Origin of the sequence: Streptomyces sp. Isolate_45, from assembly GCF_024721315.2 — a bacterium.
Classification (GTDB): Bacteria; Actinomycetota; Actinomycetes; order Streptomycetales; family Streptomycetaceae; genus Streptomyces.
On the sequence record NZ_JANFAK020000004.1, the window covers coordinates 1 to 16,194 of the forward strand.

Consider the following 16,194-nt stretch of genomic DNA (forward strand, 5'->3'; position numbering starts at 1 on the left):
CCCCCCCCCCCCCCCCCCCCCCCCCCCCCCCCCCCCCCCCCCCCCCCCCCCCCCCCCCCCCCCCCCCCCCCCGGCCGGTGCGCGTCGTCAGTCGATCCGAACGACCTGGAAGGCCTCGGCCATGCGCCCCGCGGGCAGCCCGGCCGAGCGCGCGTGGTCACCGAGCCAGCTCCGCAACAGCCCCGCCAGGTCGTCGAAGTGCGCGGTCTGCGAGGTGTGGATGCGCAGGGCCTCCACCTTGCGGTCGAAGACGGGAGTGACGTCGACGTAGCGGTTCGGCGTGGGACCCGTCATCAGCCACAGTTCCGGGACGATCCACGGTTCCAGCCCTTCCTCCTTGAGGAGGGACGGATGCGCGAACGGGTTCCGCGCCTCGGGGTAGATCGCCCGCAGGGCGGCGTCGCCCACCGCGCGGTGGTCGGGGTGCAGGTCGGCGATCCGCCCCCAGTTGATCTCGGGGCTCGGTATGACGGCGCGCTGCGGGCGGACCTGCCGGATCACCCGGCACAGGTCGCGGCGCAGCTCCAGGTTCGATTCGACGTAGCTGTCGGGATAGCCGAGGAAGCGGACGTCGTCGACGCCGCTGCGCTTGGCCGAGTGGACCTGCTCGGCGCGCCGGAGGTCGCCCATGGCCTGGCGCGGGAGCTGCTCGTCGTATCCGCCGGCGCCACCGTCGGTGACGATGCAGTACGTCACCCGGGTGGTGCCCTGCGCGATCCACCGCATGACCGTCCCGCTGACGCAGAACTCGATGTCGTCCGGGTGCGCGGCCACGACCAGCAGGGATTCCGGTGCGCTCAGGTCTGTGCGATCGGTCGCGAAGTGTTCCATGGGATCAGCGTGTTGGGCGCGGACCTGGGCCGCAAGGCGGGCCCTCTGGCGTACTCGCGACATGACATCTCTACGCCACCGCGCAGCCCGGAGGCCCCACCGGGCCGTCCGGGGGAGGGGTCGTGGCGGCCCGGGCCCTCCTGGCGTTTCCACGCATGGCGTGAACGCGCAAGCGTTAATCAGACCGCTTGGTTCGTTTCTCTGTCACGCTTTGTATGGGCACCCCGCTCTCCCCGGGCCCTCCCGCGGCGTGCGGGGCGGGCCTCCGCCCCTTCCGTTCCGAGCCTCGCTGCGTACTTCGCACCACAGCGTCAAGGAGGTCCCATGAGCACCCCCGTATGGATCACCGCGACCCCACCGGCCACCCACGGCGAACTTCACGTCGGCCATCTCGCAGGACCGTACGTCGCCGCGGATGTGCTGTCCCGGTACCTGCGGGCCGAGGGCGAGCCCGTCCTGTTCACCACCGGTACCGCCGACCACACCAGTTCCGTCCACGTCCGCGCGCTCCGCGCCGGCCGCAAGCCGGAGGAGGTCGCCGAGGGTTACCGCGAGGCGATCACGGCCGACTGGCTGCGCTCGGGCGTCGAGTTCGACCACATCGTGCGCCCCCGCCAGGACAAGGGCTACGGGCGCTGGTTGGCGAACCTGTTCCGGCGGCTCCACGCGGAGGGCGTCATCGCCGCCCGCACCCGCCTGACACCGTACTGCGAACCCTGCGGGCGCTGGCTCCACGGAGCGCACGTCACCGGCTCCTGCCCGCACTGCTCCGCCCCCAGCGACGGCGGCATGTGCCACGAGTGCGCCCGCCCCAACGACGGCGGCGACCTGCTGGATCCGCAGTGCGTCCAGTGCGGGTCCCCGGCCACGCCCCGGCGCTGCCGCCGCCTCTACATCCCCCTGGAACCGCACCGCGAGGCCCTCGCCGCCTACTGGGCCGCCACCGGCCTCCCACCGCGCCTGGCCGCCCTGTGCGAGTCCCTTGCCGAGGACGGCCTGCCCGACGTCGCAGTGTCCCACCCCGCCGGGTGGGGGCTGCCCGTACCGGTCGAGGGTTTCCCCGAGCACCGTATCGACGGCTGCTTCGAGGCAGCCGCGATGCACCTCTTCGGGCACGGCGACCGGCCGCTGCCCGAACGGGCCATTCACTTCTGCGGCTTCGGCCACGCCTTTTGTCACGCGGTCCTGCTGCCCGTCCTCCTGTTCGCCCAAGGGGTCGAGCTGCCGCAGCGGTTCTGCGTCAACGAGGCGTACGTCATCGACGACCAGGCACTGTCCTGGGGGGCCGGGGAGAAGGCCTGGGCGCTGGACCTGATCACCGAGTACGGTTCGGACACCCTGCGCCGGCACGTCCTCCAGGCGCGCCCCGTGGCCGCCCGCACCGCGTTCCACACCGACCGGCTGGCAGCCGCCCGCCGCGAACTGGACGAGAGCTGGAACAACTGGCTGTCGCGCCTGTTCGCCGCGGTGAGGGAGGAGTGCGCCGGCCTGGTTCCGCCCGCGCTGCCCGGCGGCGCCGGCTGGGACGTACTGGAACGGCGGCTGCTGCGCGGGGTGGAGGACCTGCGCGAGGCCTACTCACCCGAGGCGTTCGACCCCCGCAGGGCGATGGCCCTGCTCGACGAGATGGTCCGGTCGGCCTCCGACTTCGGCCACGTCAACGCGCACGAGGCCCACCGACCCACCGCGGGACGCCGACACCTGCCCGTCCTCGCGGCCCAACTGGCCGTGGCCCGCGCACTCGGCGCCTGGGCACGGCCGGTCATGCCCGAGGGCGCGGACCGACTGGCCGCCGCGCTCGGGGTCGAACCGGGCGGTCCGGTCTCCGCCGCCGTGCTCGCCCCGCCCGCACCGGGCACCAGGCTGGCACCGCCCTCGGGACCGGTGTTCGGCTTCTGACCGGGCCGCGGACCCCCACCCCGCGAACGGCAACATGGTACGACGACACCATCCCCCTCTTCGCCGCGTGAACCCGCGCCGGTCACACGGCGGTACGGGGCACACGAGGCCCCTGCCCGTAGGAGCTCCACGTGTCCCTGCGCGTCGCCATGCTCAGCGTCCACACCTCGCCGCTGCACCAGCCCGGCACCGGGGACGCGGGCGGCATGAACGTCTACATGGTCCAGCTCTCCCGCGCACTCGCCGAACTGGGCGTCGAAGTCGACCTGTTCACCCGCTGTCGGGGTGAGGCCAGGCCGCGGTGGGCCGACCTCGGCCCCGGCATACGGCTGCGCCACCTGGAGGCCGGTCCGCGCGCCCCCCTGCCCAAGGAGGACATGCCCGCCCTGGTGGTGCCGTTCTCGCTGGCGCTGCTCAAGGAGGAACGGCGCTACGACCTGGTCCACTCCCACTACTGGCTGTCCGGGCAGGCCGGCCGCATCGCGGCCGTCGGCTGGCGCGTGCCGCTGGTGCACACCGCCCACACCCTGGCCCGCGTGAAGAACGCCGCGCTCGCGGACGGCGACACCCCGGAGCCGCCCTCGCGGATCCGCGGCGAACACCAGGTGGTCGGCTCCGCCGACCGGCTGATCGCCAACAGCGGTGACGAGGCGAGGGCGTTGCGGGAACTGTACGGAGCGGACGCCGGCCGGACGGAGATCGTCCGGCCAGGCGTCGACCTGCGTACGTTCGTTCCCGGCCGCGGACGGGCCGCGGCGCGGGCCGCACTCGGGCTTCCGGTCGACGCGTTCGTACCCCTCTACGCCGGCCGCATCCAGCCCCTCAAAGGACCGGACGTGATGGTGCGGGCCGTCGCCGAACTGCTGAGGGAGGCTCCGGAACTGCGTCGGCGGACCATCGTCCCCGTCGTCGGCGGGAACTCGGGGGCCGGTCCGCGCGGCGACGCCTGGGAACTGGCAAGGGAGTTGGGGGTGTCGGACGTACTGCGCCACTTCCCGCCCGTGCCGCCGGCCGAGCTGGCCCGGTGGTACCGGGCGGCGGACGTCCTCATGGTCCCCTCGCGCAGCGAGTCCTTCGGACTGGTGGCCCTGGAGGCGCAGGCGTGCGGGACCCCCGTACTGGCCTCGGCCGTCGGTGGACTGCCGACCGCCGTGCGGGACGGCCTGACGGGCATGCTCGTCCACGGCAACGACCCGGTGGAGTACGCCCGGTGGTTGCGCTGGTTCGCGGAACACCCGCAGGCGGGCGCCGTCATGGGCAGAGCGGCGGTCGGACACGCCCGATCCATGAGTTGGCAGACCGCGGCCGCCCGGACCCTGGACGTCTACCGGGACGTACTGTGCGCGGAACGGTCGGGACCCGGAATGAATGAGGCAGGAGCGACGGCACGCTCCTGCCTCGCCGACGCCTCTCTCCTGGAGGGTCGAGAAGGTCGGAATTCCACCCTAGCAGCTCTTTTGAGCTGACCAAAGGTGCGCAACTGTAACGTCTCCGTAAACCCCTTGCGAAGTGCGCAGAATTGGCGCGGAGACGTCACTGACGCATGCCCTTGCGGGATTCTCCTGCAAGGACTCCAGTTCCACCTCAGGTGCGCTAAAGAAACCTGGTCCGACCGGGCCCGGCATACGACAATGGAGATGTCTTCGAAGGAATTCCGGCGGCACGGATCCGCGAGGACGGAATCGACCTTTCACATTCCTGGAGGAATCATGTCGGCAGCGCACACCACCGCACTCCGCGCGAACGCCCGCCACGCCGCCCCCGCCCATCGGGCCTGTACCGCCGCCGCCCGGCCGGCGGCCCGGTCGAACGGCAACGGCTGGGACTGAACCGCCCGGACGGGTCCCGCGACGAGCCCCGCAATCGCCCCCGGGCGGCCGCGGGGCTTTTCCTTCGGGCCGCCCGGAGTGTTGCGGCCGTATTTCGGGCGGGGCTCCCGGAAGGGGTGTCCGGGGTCGATGGGGGGTGAATCAATCAAGCCATCCGAGCCGCTGTGCCCGTACCCCGGCCTCGAAACGGCTCGACGCCCCCATTTCCTGCATCAACTCGGACAGCATGCGGCTCACCGTCCGCAGGGAAACCCCCAGGTTCCGGGCGACCTTCTCGTCCTTCATTCCCGAGGCGAGCATCTTGAGCGCGGCCCGCTGCTGCTCGGACAGCCCGTCGCCGCCGAGTTCCGGTGCGACGTCGTCCCCGTACGGTGTCGCCGCGTGCCAACAGTGCTCGTACAGCGCCAGGTAGGAGCGGACCAGGGCGGGGCCGCGGGCGAGGATCGCGCCGGCCGACCGGTCGTCGGGGTGTACGGGCAGTACGGCGAACTGCTGGTCCGCGATGATCATGTTCATCGGGGCGGCGGGGGACAGTCGGATCTCGACCCCGGCCTCGACCCGGCGGCGCAGCATCTCCACCGCCTCCGGCGAGGTGGTGATCCGCTGGTGGTAGATGGCGCGGATGCGCACCCCGTTGTCGATCTGCCTGCGGTCCCGGCTGAGCACCCGGTCGGCGACCTCCCGCACCAGGGCCGTCACGTGCATGGAGGTCAGGTCGTGGCGGATGACGTCCGTGATGTCCTCCAGCACCTGCTGGATCCGTCCGTAGTCGTCGATGATCTCGACCTCGACCTCGGAACCGCTCAGCGAACCGGGGCGCAGGAACTTCCCGACCAACGTCTCCAGGGCGCTGTACGTCCGGTCGGACTCGTCCAGGTGCTCGCGCAGCCGCTCGCGTTCGCGTTGCAGCATCCGCAACAGGGCGATCTCCGGGTCGACCACGGCCACCGCGTCCGGCCCGGGTTGCCAGGCCCCCGACTGGAGGTCGGCGCGGGTGGCGTGGGTGATGCCCGTCGGCACGATGAGGCCGAGGGTGATCAGCTCCGCGCGCCACCGTTCCCGCTCCTCGGGGGCCAGTCCGAGCTCCGCGAAGACGTCGTTGAGGTTGGACACCCCGCGCAGGCGCAGCTGCTGATAGAGGGCCAGCACCCTGTCGGCCGACTGGACGCCGTCCCTGCCATCGCCCGTTGCCATTGCGAAGCGACCCCCTCATCTTACGAATCGACAGTCACACTTTGGCACATGCCCGCGAGGGAGTCCCCGCCCCCGGGAAAAGGATGTGACCGGCGTCACACGTCCTGCCCGGGGTGCGCGGCCGCGCCGCGGACCTGCCGGGACGGGGTGGTGCCGGGGTGCCCGCCGGGACGATCGCGGGCCCAACTCCCCTGCTTACGGGGCGGGTCGGTTCGTCCTCGGCGTCGGTCGGTGTCAGTCCCGTGACGCGCTCAGGCAGTCGGGGCACAGCCCCTTGAAGATGACCTCCGCGTCGTCCATCCGCCACGACCGGAGTTCCCCGCCCGCCGGCTTCGGGACCTCCACCCGCACGTTCTCCACGCGACCGCACCGCAGGCAGAGCGCGTGCTGGTGGGGTGGGCCCGAGACCTCGAAGACGGCCGGCAGCCCCGGGCGGTCGAACTTCGTCGCCAGGCCGGTCTCCAGGAAGTGCCGCAGCATTTCGTAGACGGCCTGGCTGGTCAGGGTGCCCAGCCGCTCGCGGGCGGTGGCCGTGATGGACTCGACGTCCATGTGGCCGCCCGCCGCCAGCACCTGGAGCACTTCGAGGCGCGGGCCGGTGACGCGCAGACCCACGTCGCGAAGGCGCTGGATCACCGCCTCGCGGCCGGTCGACTCCTCCACGACAGCCATCGCTGCGCCCCATCCGTCATCTGGTCCGCTCAAACCTTTGGGGGCATCGTACCTCTTGCCCGGCCTTGTGGAGGGGGTGCGTGGCGGCCGTCAGGCGCGGGCCCGGCAGACGAGCAGGACGCTTTCGGTCCGCTCGTCGACGCGGTGGTGCCCGCGGTGGTCCACCCGGAGCCCCGCCGCGCGCAGCTCCGCTTCGAGACGCTCGGCGTCCACGATCCACTTCCGTGTCGTCCGGACCACGCGCTCGGTGCTCAGCTTGCCGGTGCGCACGCAGTGGTAGGAGACCCGTTCGCTCATGTCGTCCAGGTCGAAGACCTGGCGGGCCACGGCCCACTCCTCGATGCCGTCGAAGCGGGGGACCGGGAAGGCCCAGGTGCGCACCGGCTCCTCGGACAGCCCCTGCCGCCGGTGTGCCGTGAAGTCGAGGGCGAGCGCCCCGCCGGGTTCCAGGTGGGCGGCGATCTCCCGCAGCAGCCCGGGCCGGGCGGGCGGCGGTACCGCCGCGATCATCGTGCCGGCCAGCAGCGCCAGCCGGTACGTGCGCCGCAGCCGCAGCTCCGCCAGATCGGCCCGGGTCGTGACCAGGCGGCGCGCCACCTGGGGCCCGATCCGCCGGCCCCAGGCCCGCAACCGCTCCAGGCAGTCGGCGTCCCGGTCCACGGCCTCGACGGAGAAGCCCTGGCGGGCGAACGGGACCGCCAGCCGGCCGGAGCCGCAGCCCAGGTCCAGGACCGGGCCGCCGCAGCGCCGGGCGAGGCTCAGGTAGCGGACGATGTCCGCGCTGTGCGGGCCCAGCAGCGCGTCGTGCAACCAGACCGCGTCCTCGTCGGCGGGGGCGGTCGATTCCAGGCCGGGCAGGAAGTCCGCGGGCGCCGGCACGGCGCCTCCGGTCGGGTACGCGGCCGGCGGCGCCGCCAGGGGCGCCGCGTGTGTGGTGGGCGCGGTGGGCACGACCGGCATGACGGGCAGGAAGGTGCCGCTCGGTGTGTGCATCGCTCCTCCAGGGGCTCGCTCGGTCCTACCGTCCGGGCGGGGCTCCCGTGCCGTCGGGAACCTGTCGCCGCTGGTGAAATCCTGTCCTGCGGCGCGGGGGTTGGGCCAGAGCGGCGGGCTGCGTGAACACGCGATGGCGTGGATCTGCCACGCCCGCCGGGCCGCGGGGCGGGCGGTGCGTCGGGAGCGCGGAAGTCGACCGACCGGGCGCGCGGCAGCCTTCGGGTCGGGCCGGCCGGGCACGTCGCGGGAGCCCCGACCACACGCGGGAGCCCCGACCGCGTGGGAGCCGCAGGATCAGGCCAATCGTCAGAGCGTGCGGCCGAGCCGGAGCGGGGTCAGCGCGGTGAAGCCGTGGTGGGTGAAGAACGGCAGGGCCGGGGCCCGTTCGACGGGGAGGCCGATGCGCTGGGCCGTGGCCCCGTGTGCCCGCATCCGGTCGGTGGCGGCCGCCAGCAGGGCCGTGCCGACGCCCTCCCGGCGGCGGGCCGGAGTCGTGCACAGGGCGTAGACCTCGCCCTCCGAGGCGACGGGCACACCGCCCGAGACCGCTCCCACGACGGCGCCGTCCGGACCGGCCGCGACCAGCCAACCGAGCCAGCCGGGCGCCCCGCCCGGAATTCCAATTTCCGCTCTTATGCGGGGCAGCGAGCAATGGTCCGACACCAGGCGGCCGACACGGATTTCACCGAGGGCGCTGCCGTAGTCCTCGCGAATCGCGTCGGCGAGGAGCCGGGATATCGCCGTCGCGTCGCCGGGCGCTGCCGTCCGCACGTCAGCCAGCAGCATTTGTTCCGCCCCTCTCGCCGCACCGGTCCTGAGCCCGCACGCGCCCAGAATAGCGGGCAATTCGAGTGGTCGGGGGCAAGGTGAAATCTACGAATTGGCTTAGTAAATAGCCGGGTTGGGGGGAACGTAGGTGGAAGGGCCGGGCGCAGCCGCTATCAAGAGGTCCAACAACAGGCGACGACCGTGGGCACGATGACCGACATCGCGGCCGTCACCGCGAGCAGTCCGCGCAGGACCGCGTGACCCACCCGGTGCGGCGTCAGGATGCGGCGCATCCGCACCGCCGCCGACGGGCCGCCCGCCGCGAACGCCCGACGCGGCGCGTGCCCGGCCGCCAACGCGTACAGCGCCGTGGCCAGGGCGTCACGCGAACAGCCCCGCAACGCACGGTCGTCGGCGGCCATCTCCAGCAGCAGCGGTACCGCCTGGCCGCCGATCCGGGCGAGGGGGAGCCGGCGGAAGACGGTCGAATACGCCCCCGCGGCGGCGAGCAGCAGGTGGTGCCGGCCGGCGATGTGGGCCCGCTCGTGGGCGAGCGCGGCGGCCAGCTCCTGTTCCGTCAGGACGTCCGCCGCCCCCGAGGAGATCACGACCCGCCGCGAGCGCCCCGGCAGGCAGTACACCGCCGGGCGCGCGTCGTCCAGTACGGTCACCCCCAGCTCGGCGTCGTACCGGCCGACCAGCCGCAGCAGTTCGGCGTGCCGGCCGCGGGCCCGCCGGGCCCGCACGAGCTCCCGTACGAAGCCGGTGCCGGGCAGCGCCAGGACCGCGAGGGCCGTGGAGGCGGCGAGGAACTCGCGCGCCGTCCCGTCCGCCAGCCGCCGCGGGGAGGGCGGGCTCAGGGTCAGGACGGCGTCGATGAGCCGGTGACTGGTCTCCGCGGGCAGCAGGAGCTGGGCGGGCAGGATCGCGGTGGCGAGCGCGAAGACGGAACCGCACATGATCCACACGGCCAGTCCCAGCCGGGGCACCTGCTGGGCCCAGTGGGCCCGCAGCAGCATCCAGGGGATCACCAGGCCCGTGATCAGGGCGAGTCCGAGGGGCGGTAGGACGTGGTGGTTCACCGGGTGCCTCCGGTCGGGCCGGCGGGGCGGTCGGGATGGGCGGCGCGCAGGGCCTCGTCCAGGGCCGCCACGTCCTCGTGGGACATGCGTTCCACGAACCGGAGCAGGGCGGCCCTGCGGTCCTGGCTGTCGCCGAGGGCGTCCTGCATGAGGGCCGCCGTGTACTCCTCCCGGCTGCGGACGGCCTCGTACATCCAGGCCCGGCCGGACTTCTCGCGGCTCAACCAACCCTTGCGGTAAAGGATGTCGGCCACGGTCATGACCGTGGTGTAGGCGACCTTGCGGCCACGGTTTATGTCGTCGACGATCTCGCGGACGGAGGCGGGGCGTTCCCACTGCCACACCCGGTCCATGATCTCGGCCTCCAGCTCTCCCAGCCGGCGTACGCGCATCCCTCTCGGCCCTCCCGCTCGCGAGCGGCTCATGCTACGGCCCGCCCCGGCGACGGGTCCGTACCCGGCCGGGCGCACCGCCGGCACCGGGTCCCTCCGGGGCGGGGGAGGGGACCGGCGATCCACCACTCGTATCCCCGGCGCGCCCTGGAGAACGGCCACGGCCCGGGTGCTGCGCGCCAAGTGCCGAACAGCCCCCGATCCGGCCGCGATCGCGCCGGGCGACGGGTGACGCGACCCTGCTCCACGACGACGCGGACCCGGGTTTCCGACCGACCCGGGGAGCGGGCCGGGGCCGGGGCCGTCCGCGCGCACAGCGGAGCAGCCCGGTCGGCGGATGTCGCCGACCGGGCTGCTCGGTCGCGGGGGTGGAACGGGGGCGTCGGCCGTGGGCCGGACCTACGCGCGGACGAGACGGGCGACGGCCTCCGTGGCCTCGGCCACCTTGACCCGGGCGTCGTCCCCGCCCCGGGCGGCGGCCTCGACGACGCAGGTGCCGAGGTGATCGTCGAGGAGCGTCACGGCGCAGGCCCGGAGCGCCGCGTTGACCGCGGACACCTGGGTCAGCACGTCGACGCAGTAGGCGTCCTCGGTGACCATGCGCTGCACGCCGCGGATCTGTCCCTCGATCCGCCGCAGACGTCTGATGACGTCCTCCTTCTGTTCTCCGTAACCGGCCACGGGGGCTCCTCAGTTGGCGGCGGCCCGGAAGCCGCGCAGACGCAGGCTGTTGCCGACGACGAAGACCGAGGAGAAGGCCATGGCCGCTCCGGCGATCATCGGGTTGAGCAGTCCCGCCGCGGCGAGCGGCAGGGCGCCCACGTTGTAGGCGAACGCCCAGAACAGGTTCGAGCGGATGGTCCCGAGGGTCTTGCGGGCGAGCCGGATGGCGTCGGCCGCCGCCCGCAGGTCGCCCCGTACCAGGGTCAGGTCACCGGCCTCGATCGCGGCGTCGGTACCCGTGCCCATGGCCAGCCCCAGGTCGGCCTGGGCGAGCGCGGCCGCGTCGTTGACGCCGTCGCCCACCATGGCGACGCTGCGCCCCTCGGCCTGCAGCCGCTTGACGACGTCGACCTTGTCCTGCGGCATGACCTCGGCGATGACCTCGTCGATGCCGACCTCGGCCGCGACGGACTCCGCGACGGCCTTGTTGTCGCCGGTCAGCAGGATCGGGGTGAGCCCGAGGGCCCGCAGCCGGCGGATCGCCTCGGCACTGGTGTCCTTGACGGCGTCGGCGACCTCCAGCACGGCCCGCGCCTCGCCGTCCCAGGCCACGGCGATGGCGGTGCGCCCGGCGGCCTCCGCCTCGGCCTTGGCTCGCTCCAGGTGCGCGGGCAGCGCCATCGCCCACTCGGCGAGGAGCTTCTCGCGGCCCACGAGCACCGCGTGCCCGTCGACGACGCCCTGCACACCGAGTCCGGGGACGTTGGCGAAGTCCTCGGGGGTGGGCAGCGCACCGACCCGGGCGCTCGCCCCGGCCGCGACGGCCTGGGCGATCGGGTGCTCGGAGGCGTGCTCCAGCGCACCCGCCAGACGCAGTACGTCGTTCTCGGCGACGCCCTCGGCGGTGTGCACCTTGAGCAGGGTCATCCGTCCGGTGGTGACGGTGCCGGTCTTGTCCAGGACGATGGTGTCGACCTTGCGGGTGGTCTCCAGGACCTCGGGGCCCTTGATCAGGATGCCGAGCTGCGCACCGCGGCCGGTACCGACCATGAGGGCGGTCGGGGTGGCCAGGCCCAGGGCGCACGGGCAGGCGATGATCAGTACGGCGACGGCGGCGGTGAAGGCGGCCGCGAGGCCGGAGCCGGTGCCGAGCCAGAAGCCGAGGGTGGCGAGCGCGAGGCCGATGACGATCGGCACGAACACCGCGGAGATCTTGTCGGCGAGGCGCTGCGCGGCGGCCTTGCCGTTCTGCGCGTCCTCCACCAGCCGTGCCATCCGTGCCAGTTGGGTGTCGGCGCCGATCCGGGTGGCCTCGACGACCAGCCGGCCGCCGGCGTTGAGGGTGGCTCCGGTGACGGAGTCCCCCACGGACACCTCGACCGGCACGGACTCGCCGGTGAGCATGGAGGCGTCCACGGCGGAGGAACCCTCGACGACGGTGCCGTCGGTGGCGATCTTCTCGCCGGGCCGGACCAGGAAGCGGTCACCGACCTGCAGGTCGGAGGTGGGCACGGTGACCTCGCGGCCGCCGCGCAGCACGGTGACCTCCTTGGCGCCCAGTTCCAGCAGCGCCTTCAGGGCGGCGCCGGCCTTGCGCTTGGAGCGGGCCTCGAAGTAGCGGCCGGCCAGGATGAAGGCGGTGACCCCGGCCGCCGCCTCCAGGTAGATGTTCCCCGCGCCGTCGGTGCGGGCGATGGTGAACTCGAAGGCGTGGGTCATGCCGGGGGTGCCGGCCGTGCCGAAGAACAGGGCCCACAGCGACCAGAGGAACGCTGCCGTCGTACCCACGGAGATCAGCGTGTCCATGGTGGCCGCGCCGTGCTTGGCGTTGGTCCACGCGGCCCGGTGGAAGGGCCAGGCGGCGTACGTGACGACGGGCGCGGCCAGCGTCAGGGACAACCACTGCCAGTAGTCGATCTGGAGCGCCGGGACCATGGCCATGGCGATGACGGGCACGGAGAGGACGACGGAGGTGATCAGCCGCTGCCGCAGCGGGCGCAGCTCCTCGGCCCCGTCGTCCTCCTCGCCGCCTGAGCCGGAGCCGGTGCCGACGTCCGTGCGGGGAGGGGTCGGCTCCTGCGCGGTGTAGCCGGTGGCCTCGACGGTGGCGATCAGGTCCGCGACGGAGATGTCGGCGTCGAAGGTGACCTTGGCCTTCTCGGTGGAGTAGTTGACGGTCGCCTCGACGCCGTCCATGCGGTTGAGCTTCTTCTCGATGCGGGCCGCGCACGAGGCGCAGGTCATGCCGCCGATGGCGAGCTCGACCTGGGCGGCGCCGGAGGTGATGGTGGTCATGAGGGCTGCTCCTCGTTCGAGCGCGGGGTGGGGGCCGGGGCCCGGTGGACGGACCGGATCCCGGCGGCCGAGTGGTTCGGGGTGGGGCGGAGCCTCAGACGCGGCCGGTCAGCTCGTAGCCGGCGTCGTCGATCGCGGCGGCGACGGCGGTGTCGTCCGGGTCGCCCGCCGTCGTGACCGTGACCAGGCCTCCGTCGACGTCCACGTCCACGGAGAGGACCCCGTCGAGCGCGCCGACCGACTTCGTGATGGCGGTCCTGCAGTGTCCGCAGGTCATGCCGGACACGCGGTAGGCGGTGGTGGTGCGGTCGGCGAGGGCCGTGGCGGTGCTGGTCGCTCCGGCGTTCGTGCCGCAGCTGCCGTCGGTGGAGCAGCAGGAAGACATGGATTTCTCCTTGGTCGGTTCAGGTAGCGGCCGGATACCCGCTGGGGGTATCCGGACTGATCTCAGGTATACCCCCCGGTGGTATCGGTCCGCAAGGGATTCCATGGCTTGACTTGGTACCCCCCAGGGGTATGGTGAGGCCATGAAACCGCTGGACGCGGCACTACGTCGTACGGGAGAGCAGCCATGAACACCGGAGTGAAGACCGCCGCCTTTGCCGCCGCGCTCGCAGCGGCCTTCGGCGCCGCGTACGGAGTCGGCGCGGGCGTGGGCCCCGTGGGCTCACCCGTGGAGGTGGAGCACGCGAACCACGCGCAGGCCCCCGCGTCGAAGGGCGCGGACGCCGGCCACGGAGGTCACGCGGAGGCCGCGGCGCAGGCCCCGGCGGCGGGCGGCCTCCAGGTGTCGGAGGGCGGCTACGCGCTGAGCCTGGACACCCCGCGGATCGAGGGGGGCCGGGGCGAGCTCCGCTTCTCGGTGAAGGACGCCGAGGGCCGCAAGGTCACCTCGTACAAGACCGAGCACGGCAAGGAACTGCACTTCATCGTCGCCTCGCGCGACCTCACCGTGTACCGCCACCTCCACCCGGTACGGGCGGCTGACGGCACCTGGTCGACGCCGGTCGACCTCCCGGCGGCGGGCGGCTACAAGGCCTTCGCCGACTTCACCCCCGCCGGGGAGGGCGCGAAGGGAGTCACCCTCGGCGCCGACCTGGCGGTGCCCGGCGCGTACGCGCCGAACCCCCTGCCGGCGGAGGCGAGGACCGTCGACGTCGACGGCTACCAGGTCACGCTCGGCGGCACCCTCGACCCCGGCAAGGCGGGCGAGCTCAAGCTGACGGTCGCCAAGGACGGAAAGCCCGTCACGAACCTGGAGCCGTACCTCGGGGCCTACGGCCACCTCGTCGCCCTCCGCGACGGGGACCTCGCCTACCTCCACGTCCACCCCAACGAGGGCGGCCCCGGCCCCGACGTCTCCTTCACGGCGACGGCGCCGAGCGCGGGCGCCTACCGGCTCTTCCTGGACTTCCAGCACGAGGGCCGGGTCCGCACCGCCGCCTTCACGGTGAGCGCGGGCACCCGACCGGCCCCCGGTACGGACGCGAACGCCCCCGTGGCCCCCGCCGCCCCCGCCACCACGCCCGCTCCCGCCGCCGAACCGGGTGACGCGCACACCCACTGACCGGGCCGCCGCGCCCCACCGGAGGGCCGGCGCGGGCAAGGCCCACCGGGGCCGGCCGGGAGGGTCCGGGAGGTCCGGGAGGTCCGGGAGACGTCGACGGAGGGAAGGGATCGCCGTGCACGGTTACACCGCACACAAGGACGACGTCCTCAAGCGGCTGCGCCGCATCGAAGGCCAGGTGCGCGGCCTGCAGCGCATGGTCGAGGAGGACGCGTACTGCATCGACGTGCTCACCCAGGTCGGCGCCGCCACCAAGGCCCTCCAGGCCTTCGGCCTGACCATGCTGGAGGACCACCTCCACTCCTGCGTCGCCGCGGCCGTCGCGGAGGGCGGCGAAGAGGCGCGCGTCAAGGTGGAGGAAGCCTCCCGCGCCATCGCCCGCCTGGTCCGCTCCTGACCCCTCAACCCCGAGGTGCGCCGCCGCGGACCGCGGTGACCAGCCACGCGCTGCTGCGCAACCACACGGAGCCGCCGGCCTCGTGCCGGCGCAAGCGGTCCGTGAGCACCCCGCGGGCCTGCTCCCGCGCCTGCGGTCCGACCTGCCCGAGCATGTGACGGCCCGGCCCGGAGTCGAGCAGGAAGGCGGCGGCGTCCGCGGCGTCCCGCCCCCAGTTCCCCGCAACGTCCAGGCGTTCCGCGCGGACGTCCTCCCCGCCGGCCTCCGACAACAGGGCGCCCGCCAGGCCGGGTTCGGAGAGCGAGAACATGCCCTCGGAGCCGGGGGTGCCGAAGTCGCCGAGGGGGAGGACGCCGTCGAGCGAGGCCATCGCCTCGAACCACTCGTTGTCCCCGGGCCGGGCCGCGCACACGAACGCCAGCCTGCCGCCGGGGCGCAGCGCCCGGAGGACGTTCGCGAACGCGGCCACCGGGTCGCCGAAGAAGGTCATCCCGTACCGGCTGACGGCCGCGTCGAAGACCCCGTCCCCGAACGTGTGGACCTGGGCGTCGGCGACGACGAACGACGCGTTGCGAACCCCCTCGCGCTCCGCGTTCGCCCGGGCCCGGTCCACGGCGGGGGCCGACAGGTCGACCCCGACCGCCCGCCCTTCCGCGGCCCGACCGGCGGCCAGCAGGGTGGTGCGTCCGGGACCGCAGCCGACGTCCAGGACGTGGTCCGACCCGCTCACGGCGGCCGCGTCGAGCAGGGGCCCGTTGAAGCCGTCGTTTACGGCGTCCCAGCGCGCGTGGCTCCGCGCCCAGTGGGAGCCCTCGTACCCGTTCCAGGCCTCGGCCTGATCGGCGTTGCCGGTCCGAGTCATGCTGCACCTCCGTACCGGCCGGGCGGCGCGAGGCGCCCGACCCTTAGTATGGGCAAGTGCCCAAACAGTATGGGCATGTGCCCATACTCGCAACGGGCTTGGCCGAAAGGGGTGTTATGTCACCGCGTGGAGTGGCGATTCCGGACCTCAGGGAGCGACTGTTCGCAGCCGCCGAGCGGGTGGTCGCACGCGACGGGGCCGCCGGCCTGACCAGCCGCGCCGTCACCGCGGAGGCCGAATGCGGGAAGGGGGTCCTGCACGCCCACTTCGCCGGCCTGGACGAGTTCGTCGCCGAACTGGTCCTGGACCGCTTCGCCCGCGCCGCCCGCCACGCGGCCCTGCTGCCCTCGCGAGTGGGGCGGGGCGCCGTCGCGGACAACCTCCAGGACATCACCGTCGCCATGCTGGACTCCCTGCCCCCGGCGGTCGTCGGCATCGCCATGACCCGCCCCGCGGCATCGCTGCACACCCGTGAGGGCCTGGAGTCCGGAGCGCCGGCCTTCGGGGCGATCCAGGACTCGGTCACCGCCTACCTGGAGGCGGAGCGACACCTCGCCCGCGTCCCGCCCCACGCCGACCCGGCCACGATCGCCCTCGCCCTGGTCGGCACCGTCCACCACCTCCTGATGACCCGCACCCCCGACACCACCCCGACCCCTCCCGCCACCACGTCCCGGCTGATCAGCACCCTCCTGGGCTCCGGACCCGCCCCCACGGCCCCCGAGTCCCACTGACCGGCGCCGGACG

Annotated in this window: 16 protein-coding genes; 5 read left to right on the top strand and 11 right to left on the bottom strand. The window is 73.4% G+C overall.

Annotated elements, in window-relative coordinates; genetic code table 11:
• Nucleotides 1-87 precede the first annotated feature (87 nt).
• On the bottom strand, nt 88-831 hold the full coding sequence (locus NOD94_RS02330; RefSeq protein WP_281203992.1) for a PIG-L deacetylase family protein: 744 nt from the start codon (nt 829-831) through the stop codon (nt 88-90).
• A gap of 324 nt (nt 832-1,155) precedes the next feature.
• Between NOD94_RS02330 and NOD94_RS02335 the strand changes: the two genes are divergently transcribed.
• The gene (locus NOD94_RS02335) at nt 1,156-2,730 is read left to right on the top strand and encodes a class I tRNA ligase family protein (protein WP_281203993.1); all 1,575 of its coding nucleotides are present in this window, start codon (nt 1,156-1,158) and stop codon (nt 2,728-2,730) included.
• 149 nt (nt 2,731-2,879) lie between these two features.
• On the top strand, nt 2,880-4,196 hold the full coding sequence (mshA, locus tag NOD94_RS02340) for a D-inositol-3-phosphate glycosyltransferase (protein ID WP_281204097.1): 1,317 nt from the start codon (nt 2,880-2,882) through the stop codon (nt 4,194-4,196).
• 504 nt (nt 4,197-4,700) lie between these two features.
• On the opposite strand, the gene NOD94_RS02345 is transcribed toward mshA, so the two are convergent.
• The 9 genes from NOD94_RS02345 to NOD94_RS02385 form a co-directional block, all read right to left on the bottom strand.
• Nucleotides 4,701-5,753, bottom strand: coding sequence for a helix-turn-helix transcriptional regulator (locus tag NOD94_RS02345; protein ID WP_281203994.1), 1,053 nt, complete (start codon nt 5,751-5,753; stop codon nt 4,701-4,703).
• A gap of 234 nt (nt 5,754-5,987) precedes the next feature.
• Nucleotides 5,988-6,425, bottom strand: coding sequence for a transcriptional repressor (locus tag NOD94_RS02350; protein ID WP_281203995.1), 438 nt, complete (start codon nt 6,423-6,425; stop codon nt 5,988-5,990).
• A 90-nt stretch (nt 6,426-6,515) separates the two neighbouring features.
• Entirely contained in the window at nt 6,516-7,418 is a 903-nt protein-coding gene (locus tag NOD94_RS02355) for a class I SAM-dependent methyltransferase (protein WP_281203996.1), read from the bottom strand.
• Between the two features lie 309 nt (nt 7,419-7,727).
• Entirely contained in the window at nt 7,728-8,207 is a 480-nt protein-coding gene (locus NOD94_RS02360; RefSeq protein ID WP_281203997.1) for a GNAT family N-acetyltransferase, read from the bottom strand.
• Between the two features lie 155 nt (nt 8,208-8,362).
• Entirely contained in the window at nt 8,363-9,271 is a 909-nt protein-coding gene (locus tag NOD94_RS02365) for a M56 family metallopeptidase (protein WP_281203998.1), read from the bottom strand.
• The gene (locus NOD94_RS02370) at nt 9,268-9,663 is read right to left on the bottom strand and encodes a BlaI/MecI/CopY family transcriptional regulator (RefSeq protein WP_281203999.1); all 396 of its coding nucleotides are present in this window, start codon (nt 9,661-9,663) and stop codon (nt 9,268-9,270) included. Before NOD94_RS02370 ends, NOD94_RS02365 begins: the two co-directional genes overlap by 4 nt.
• A gap of 399 nt (nt 9,664-10,062) precedes the next feature.
• Entirely contained in the window at nt 10,063-10,344 is a 282-nt protein-coding gene (locus tag NOD94_RS02375) for a metal-sensitive transcriptional regulator (protein ID WP_281204000.1), read from the bottom strand.
• Nucleotides 10,345-10,353: 9 nt separating this feature from the next.
• Nucleotides 10,354-12,621 carry a heavy metal translocating P-type ATPase gene (locus tag NOD94_RS02380; protein WP_281204001.1) on the bottom strand — a complete coding sequence of 756 codons (2,268 nt, stop codon included), beginning with the start codon at nt 12,619-12,621 and terminating at the stop codon, nt 10,354-10,356.
• A 94-nt stretch (nt 12,622-12,715) separates the two neighbouring features.
• Complete coding sequence (locus NOD94_RS02385; protein ID WP_281204002.1) at nt 12,716-13,006, bottom strand: heavy-metal-associated domain-containing protein; 291 nt, start codon at nt 13,004-13,006, stop codon at nt 12,716-12,718.
• Between the two features lie 186 nt (nt 13,007-13,192).
• On the opposite strand from NOD94_RS02385, the gene NOD94_RS02390 reads away from it, so the two are divergent.
• Nucleotides 13,193-14,188 (top strand): hypothetical protein, encoded by a 996-nt coding sequence (locus NOD94_RS02390; RefSeq protein ID WP_281204003.1) that lies wholly within the window; start codon nt 13,193-13,195, stop codon nt 14,186-14,188.
• Nucleotides 14,189-14,297: 109 nt separating this feature from the next.
• Complete coding sequence (locus NOD94_RS02395) at nt 14,298-14,585, top strand: metal-sensitive transcriptional regulator (protein ID WP_281204098.1); 288 nt, start codon at nt 14,298-14,300, stop codon at nt 14,583-14,585.
• Between the two features lie 4 nt (nt 14,586-14,589).
• Here the strand turns inward: NOD94_RS02395 and NOD94_RS02400 are convergent, their stop codons facing one another.
• Nucleotides 14,590-15,447, bottom strand: coding sequence for a class I SAM-dependent methyltransferase (locus NOD94_RS02400; RefSeq protein ID WP_281204004.1), 858 nt, complete (start codon nt 15,445-15,447; stop codon nt 14,590-14,592).
• Between the two features lie 116 nt (nt 15,448-15,563).
• On the opposite strand from NOD94_RS02400, the gene NOD94_RS02405 reads away from it, so the two are divergent.
• A complete protein-coding gene (locus NOD94_RS02405; RefSeq protein ID WP_281204005.1) occupies nt 15,564-16,181 on the top strand; it encodes a TetR/AcrR family transcriptional regulator in 618 nt (205 codons plus the stop codon).
• The last annotated feature ends 13 nt before the right edge of the window (nt 16,182-16,194 follow it).